Below are 7,862 nucleotides of genomic sequence, written 5' to 3'. Positions count from 1 at the left end.
CATTGGATAGCAGGGACTTGATGAACTTGTTGCCAAATGGGTGCACCTTGTCCTTCCCCTTCCTGGAGGTCCCCGATTGGTTGGGGTACGGGGCAATGCTGAGGTAACTTGCCATTTCACGGGAATTGTTGAAACGGCTGTAGTTGGAGCTAAAGGCAATTATGGAGGCCGAGATGATAGGGCCGACACCTATCACGGAACGGCCCAGTTGGTCGTTCTCCTTGATCTCCTTGTCCTGCTTGACCGTTTCCTTGATACGTTCCTCGATCTCGGCTATCTGCCGGCTGAGCAGTTCCACCAGCTGTTCATTGTGCTGCTTGAACAAAGCATATGTATCGGCATCCAGGTCTGGCTTATGGTTTGCAAGGCTGTTAATGGTGGCCTTTTTCTTGCTTACCAGAAATGCCCTTCTGGAAAGAAGTTTGCGCAGTTTTGTGCAATCTCCGTTGTCCGGCACATCGGCCTGTATCTCGTCCCTGCGCTGATAGGCATAGGTGCAGATGTCCTTTGCGTCATACTTGTCGCTCTTGCCCCTTGAAAGCCCCATGGATTTACTGATGCGAAGCGGCATTTCTTCCCTGTACGGGATGTTCCTGCCCCACAACCACCTGCACAGCGGTTTGGAGTAGCTGCCGGTATTCTCCAGGCAGACGAACCACACCGAGGGGGCTTGCCCCGTATGTTTGCCCAGCCCATCGACCATTTGCTCAAACCCCTCTTTTGAGTTTGGGAATCGGCCCAGGTAATTGGTTTTTCCGGTTACCCGATAGGCCACGTCAATCCACGACTTGCTTACATCGACTCCAATGAAAAATTTGTACATTGCTCTTCCTATTTTTGGTTAAAAAATCAGATTGGCACTTTGTCCTTTAGTAGGCCTTTAAGCCTCAATTTCTACGTAGTGCTTGATCTGGAAATAGCGGAGGACTACTTCAGACAATAGGGCTTTAACCTTGACAGTTTAATAGTTCACCTCCGCTATTTTTATGTTTTCCACAATTATGTTACAAAATCAACAAAAGAAAAAGAAGCAAAAAGAAAACTTATGGATAATGATAATAACTATGTTTCCATTATTACTTCACTGCAATACTAAAGGACAGTTTCTTAGGAAGCTATTGGCTTATTCGATTATTTTTTGGTTTTTTAAAAACATCATCCTATGCAAATTTTAAAAACCGCTTTACTTGTATTGCTATGCCATTTTGGACTTGCACAAAATATTGACTATGCCCGCAATCAAATAGACACCCTGTGTTCGCCAGCAATGCACGGCAGGGGCTATGTGCAGGATGGAATGAAAATAGCAGCCGACTATATCGCTGTGGAATTCGAGCGCCTGGGCTTGGAAAAAGCAGCTGGGAATTACCTGCAGGAATATACAGTTCCGGTGAATACTTTTCCCGGAAAAATGGAAGTGAAATTGGGCAAAAAGGAATTAAATCCCGGTGAAGATTTTATTGTGAAACCCGGTTCTCCCCGAATCGAAGGTAGTTTTAAGATCAATTATATCGACAGGGATTTGTTCCTGGACAAAGAAGCATTTTATAAGCAAATAAGTGCTTCCAAAAATAAATTCATAGGTGTATTGCCTTCCAAAAAGGAATACGGTAAAGAGGAAAAGCAAGAAATAGAAGAAGGCCTGGATGTATTGACATATGCCGCTGACAATCCCGCTTTGGGCACTCTGATTTTCGATGATTCAAAACTGACATGGCACCTTTCCCAAAAGCAGTTTGCCAGGCCTACTTTAATATTGAAAAGCGGTGAAGACAAGCCCGCTAAGAAAGTCCAGCTCAATATTGAAACTAAGCTGATGGAAAATTACCCGGTTCAGAATGTAATCGGGTATTTACAAGGGACATCCGATTCGGTGATTTTAATAAGTGCACATTACGATCATTTGGGCAGGATGGGGGCGGAGACCTATTTTCCCGGGGCCAATGACAATGCAAGTGGTACGGCATTGATGCTGGATTTGGCAAGGCATTATGCGCAGTTGGACACATTGCCCCCTTACAGCTTTTTGTTTATAGCATTTGGTGCAGAGGAATTGGGCCTTTTGGGCTCTGAATATTACACTAAAAACCCACGCATGCCTTTGGGTAAAATAAAGTTTCAGATCAACCTGGACATTTGTGGTACGGGCGATAAGGGCATACAGGTGGTGAATGGATCCGTGCATCAAAAACGCTTTGATCTGTTGCAGGAAATCAACAAAAGGGAAGCGCATATGCAGCAGGTAAAAATCAGGGGAGAGTCATGTAACAGCGATCATTGTTGGTTTCACAAAAATGGCGTGCCTGCTTTTTTCATCTATACACTGGGTGGAGCTGGTCATTACCACGATGTGCATGATATTCCCGAAAACCTTACGCTTGGCGGTTACGAGGGCTTTTTTAGGTTATTGGTGGGTTTTGTTGAGGAGCTGTAAAAATAGACACCTTAATCTTTCGTGAAAACATAAGTAAAAAAGAGTACGTAGGGAGCATAATCTATCAATGTTTCTTCAAATGAAACGAGCTTGTAACCTTGCTTGTTAAATTCCCCAATTTTCTTTGAGATCAGAAGCTGTATTTCTTTGTCATCGGATATTTTCCAATTTCCCATATCTATTCTTTTGTATTTTTCTCCTGGTCCATAAATCTCTATCCTGTTATCAGCACCTCTTTTTTCGTGATAGGAGCGCATAATAATGGTTTCCTGCGAATAGAGTTTCGGGATTGTAAAGAGCAAAATGCTTGCTATCAAAACTATTGTTTTCATAAAATGGATTTTTGTTTGAAACTAAAGATATGTGATATTTTTGTTTTTTTAAGGAATGATAAGCTTGGTATAACTGATATCAGCAAAAGTAGAATACATTCAGTTTTGGGATGTAAAGCCCACTCAGTCGTCTGATGACTGTAGTCCTTAAACAACTTGGAGGGCTTAATTTTCCCTGCATTCTATTAGCCATAGTCATCGGACGACTATCAAGGCCGAACAGTCGCCATTTTGAACCAAACTCATCGTATGACTGGAATGTGGAAAGTAGATCAAATAATAGAATTAATCATTAGGGAGTGGTGACTCTGGCAGTCATAGGGTTTTTGTTTAAAAGTATCAATTAAAAAATTCAATTATCAGTTTATAAGGAGTTAGCTTTACTATCCATAGAAGTGATTTTCAATAAATATGTTTGATAAATGAGTCTAAGTGGTTCTGAATTTGAAAAAATAGTAGCCCCTTTTTTTAGAGAGCTTTTTAAAGAAATAGGATATACTAATATACTGGTTAGAAATAATGGTTCTGGATTTCAGAGTGGATTCGATATTAAGGTTGAGTTTTACGATTCAGAAAATAAGAAAAGAAAAATTTTTATTGAGTGTAAATATTATTCTACCAAACTAGAAGCTGATAAGATATTTAGAAAAAAATTTGAATTACACAATTCAAACTATGATCCAGATGGATTTATCTTATTATCTCCAAAAGTAAATCCATCAAATCCTGATGACACTTTTCTTAGTAATGCGAAAAGTGAAGAAAGAGTTTTTGGTTTTCCCTCAGAATATTTAATTCCTGATAATGATGTTAATAAGTTATTTGTATTAGAATCTCAATTATATAAAAAAATATATGGAGTAGAACCAGCGATTGAAATAAACGAACCAGAAGTTAGAGGTGAGTTTAAAAATATAATTGAGCGTTTGATAAAACGCAAAGATGAAATTCAAAGTAAAATACCCAAGAAAAAAGACTATAAAAAACCCGATAAATACATAAGCAGAAAACTCATAGAAGTTAATGATATAAAATCTAACCAGCTTTTTATCACTGATGCTAAAAAGTCATTAGATATTCTGGAGAATGAAAATAAAATAGCATTATTAGGCAAAGGTGGAGATGGGAAAAGTGTAGAGCTGGAATATATTGCAAGCTACTTTAGTGATGAAGAAAGTAAATTTCACCCACACCTAATCAAACTCAAGAATCATACTAATAAACCTATTGAAGACTACATTAAGGGGATTGAATACATTCCAAAAAGTGAGTTGCTTGTCCTTATTGATGGCTTAGATGAAGTCCTACCCGGAAAAATACAAGAAGTTAGAAGACAGATTTTAAGTTTTGCTGAAGACTATACAATGGCAAAAATTATTGTTTCGTGTAGAAATAATTTCTACTTCTCAGATATTTCAACTCAAAGTAAAGAGTCATTACAAGAAAGCACATTAAAAAAATTCAATCCTTATGAATTAGCTGAGTTGGGTAGCGTTGAAATTCATTTTTTCATTAAAAATCAATTATTAAAAGAAAGTGACAATTTCACGAAAGAAATTGAAGATAAAGGTTTTGCTAGTCTACTAAATTCACCTTATTATTTAATTAGACTTGTAGAAGAGCTCAAAAAAAAGAAAGAGTTACCAAAATCAAAATCTGAACTATTTCAAAACATCATAACAGAAAATATTAAAAAAGATATTTCAAGGTATTATAATGGTGGTGATAGAGCTGCTAATGAAATACCAATGTCAGATGTTATAACAAAGTTTGCGTTTTTTTTACAATATAAAGGAGTTAGTAGTTGTATTTGGAAAGAAATACATGAGCACTTTAGTTCAAAAGAGAAAGAGTTAATTAAGCACTCTGGATATAATATTTTTGGAGAAGATGACCCGAATTCAATCTGGTCATTTAACCATAATCTAATTCAAGAGTTTTTAGTTGCAGAGTTTATTTCCCAAAAAGATTTCAAGACCATATTGAGTTTAATTTGTTTTCCTAAAACGAAAAAAATAATACCCAAGTGGATAAATACCATTGGTCTTTTAATTGAAATTCTTGAAGACTCAAATCCTGTTAAGGATAAACTTATTAAGTGGTTAATAAAAAATGAGCCTCAATTACTGATGCAGTTTGAGTTGGGTAGCCTGAATGATAATAAGAGATTAAACTTATTTAAAACCGTATTTAATAATTACAAAAGTCAAAATAGAAGAATCCCCTGGAACATATTCAGTTATTTCGAGTTGACTAAATTTTCAAATAGCTCAGAAACAATTGAATTCTTACTCAAAGAATTAAAAAACAATAGTAACCCTATAAATTCAACAAGAAATGCTCTTGAACTATTGGCATGGTATAATATAGAAGAGAATCACTCTCGTTTAAAAGCTACATCAAAAGATTTAGTTGAGAAATATCTTAAAAATAGCGATTTAATTTACTCTTCGCTTGTAGCTTATACGAGGTGCTTTAAATTAACTAAAAGTGAGTTTGATTATATAATTGAAAGTTATGGTGAGCATGAAAGTTCAGATTTAAGAATTGAAGTTTATGGAGCAATACATAGACAATCTCTTCAAGATGATTATATTGATTTTGTTATAAAATATATTGAAGAACATCTTAGTGGTAAGCGCAACAATGATGAAAACATTATTACAAGTGAGTATACTGAACTGGTCTATTGCTTGAGAAAAGTGAAATTGTATGAGTCACATGAAAAGATTACAGATTTAGTTAAGACTGAATTTCCGAAAATTCAACACTCCATTTATTTCAAAGATATAATTGAGGATCTTCTGGATTCAATTGCTAATAAATTTCCTGATAACTCTAAATTGATTCAATCAGTTCTTGAGATTATAAACAACAATAAATCTCATCTGTTAACTGATGATTTTAATATTTTTTCACACTTCTTTAGGAATATAAATAAGGCTTCAGATGCCTTTAAGTTTCTGTATCTGAAAAATCAAGAACAACTGAATTATTTAACCTTGATATTCTTATCAAAATTAGCATCTGGTGATACTATAAAGTTTTTTGCTAATGAATTCATAAAGGAAAAAATTGATAAAAAAGTTATTGTTGATTTTCAGTATGACTTGGATAATTACAATAAAGGTTTATTGGTTGACTTTAATAAACTGGTAAATGAAAAAGAAAAGATTGAATTACCTGTTTACGGCAAGTCACTTAAATCTTTAAATGAAAAAAGGAAGCAATCACTTGATCTTTGTTTCGATAAAGAAAAGTATAAGGCTGAGTTTGAAAGGTTTTTTGATGAATTAGGTAAGGATACCATTGATGAAGAAGATGTAAATAAAATATACACAACGAAATTTTCAGAAGATGCATATCCTCTTTTTGTTTACGATAAAGTATTCTATTTCAAAAAAAATAACTTAAGTAGAAAAAAAGTACTGAGTAGTATTGAAGAAAATTGGGAGTCAATTTCAATTAATTCGATTATCGATATCCTTAAACAAGAAGATCAAATTCATCTACCAGAAGGTCAAAGAGAATATGTAAAAGAATGGTGTGAGAATTTTAGTAATAAAGTTGATTTTAGAAATGGTATTAAAATAGATGAAAGTTCTTTTGAATTTGGCAAAAATGAAAACAAACTCTGCTATTTAATTATTCGACTTAATATCAATGACTTAGATACTGGTCTTTACTTAGACATGTTATCTTTTAAGCCTGTAAATTATTCATTAGACCAAAGCGTTTTTGATTTTGTTTCCTCAGTTGTTGATGATAGACAATTAATTAAAAAAAGAGTGATCTCTAACTTGAAAGAAGGTATTTCTTATTATGAGGTTTTATCAGACCATATTGATTTTTGTAAATCAAATAATTTAAAAGAAGTTACACCATATCTGATTCAATATCTTGAAAATAGGGAATTGTATAATGTAAGAGATAATGTTTTGAGCTGTTACATTGAATTAGAAGGTAGCATGAATGAACTTAAGAGTTCGATTGATAAAATCACTGATTATTTCAAGTTTACTTTGCTCACAAAACTAATTGAGCAGTCATCTGACAAAGACTATTACTATCGAATAGTTTCAAAGGGGTATGCAGATGAAAAGAATATAGATACCAAAAAAAACTGGGCAGAGCTATTATTGATTTTACAAGATATTGAGGGAGTTAAGTTTTATATCAATCTTATAAAGAATGATAAAACTATTCCAGAAGGCTTGTATCATAGTCGTATTAACAGTTTGAAAACTACTAAAGCACTACCACTTATATTTGATTTGTATGAATTAGGTTTCAGTTCAGAAATCGACCAAGGAGATCGATTTGAGAATCTTAAACAAATTTCGATTAGCATTTTATACTCAATTTGCCTACATGAAAATAATTTCTCCTACTGTTATAAAAGATTCAAATTCTATAAGTTGAAATTTAAGCTTAAGAAGTTCTTAAGAGTGCTAAAAATTGATGATCAAGCACTGAAAATTTTGGAACATAATTTTGAAAATATGGAGCAGCAGTATTGGGTCAACAAAGAACTTGATATATCATTTGAAGATGCTAAGAGAAAATATGAAAAGCTTAGGGCGTAGTTATAAAATTACTGCATAGACTTTATCAGTACTACTTACCCACAATATTTCACCCAAAACATAATTTCCATTTCCATAGAATGGAGATTCCCGATAAATTTTCTAAGGAAAATTTTCTGGAATGACGGTGGTGTTTTAGCTGTTTCCCATTGAACAAACACCCAGTCATCCTATGACTATACTCCATGAATAATCGGGGTCTTTGAAGACCTAAATAGTCCATAAACACCAGTCATAGGATGACTTGCATGACAAATTTGATGCCTAAGGAAATCTCCATGCGTTAGACTTCCCAAGTCTCAAAGACTTTGGAAGTCTTAATAATGAACCAACGTTTTTACAGCAAAACAGATAGCCGTCATTCCCCGACTTTATGTCCCTTAGTAAAGTACGGGGAATCCCCGGTCAAGTCGAGAAGTCAAACCTTCAAGGTTTTAGAAACCTTGAAGGTTTTCGAAGGGCGTTTGCAATCCCTCCATTTCCGTAATGAAATTAGAAAACGCAAACCCG

The 7,862-nt window shown here is 34.5% G+C and carries 4 protein-coding genes; 2 read left to right on the top strand and 2 right to left on the bottom strand.

The window, feature by feature from the left end; translation table 11 throughout:
- Window positions 1–823: transposase (locus tag WD048_07645; GenBank protein MEX0812076.1), on the bottom strand; the 823-nt coding region annotated here is incomplete at its 3' end.
- Window positions 824–1,162: 339 nt separating this feature from the next.
- Here WD048_07645 and WD048_07640 point away from each other — a divergent pair.
- Window positions 1,163–2,434: a M28 family peptidase gene (locus tag WD048_07640; protein ID MEX0812075.1), complete on the top strand. Its 1,272-nt coding sequence runs from the start codon at window positions 1,163–1,165 to the stop codon at window positions 2,432–2,434.
- A gap of 11 nt (window positions 2,435–2,445) precedes the next feature.
- Here the strand turns inward: WD048_07640 and WD048_07635 are convergent, their stop codons facing one another.
- Window positions 2,446–2,766, bottom strand: a complete 321-nt coding sequence (locus tag WD048_07635) for a hypothetical protein (protein ID MEX0812074.1) — start codon at window positions 2,764–2,766, stop codon at window positions 2,446–2,448.
- 422 nt (window positions 2,767–3,188) lie between these two features.
- Here WD048_07635 and WD048_07630 point away from each other — a divergent pair, with 422 nt between their 5' ends.
- Window positions 3,189–7,352, top strand: a complete 4,164-nt coding sequence (locus WD048_07630; protein ID MEX0812073.1) for a hypothetical protein — start codon at window positions 3,189–3,191, stop codon at window positions 7,350–7,352.
- Window positions 7,353–7,862 lie beyond the last annotated feature (510 nt).

The sequence above is a fragment of the Chitinophagales bacterium genome, from assembly GCA_040877935.1.
Lineage (GTDB): Bacteria > Bacteroidota > Bacteroidia > Chitinophagales > CAIOSU01 > JBBDNB01.
This window is presented reverse-complemented; position numbering and strand designations above follow the sequence as displayed.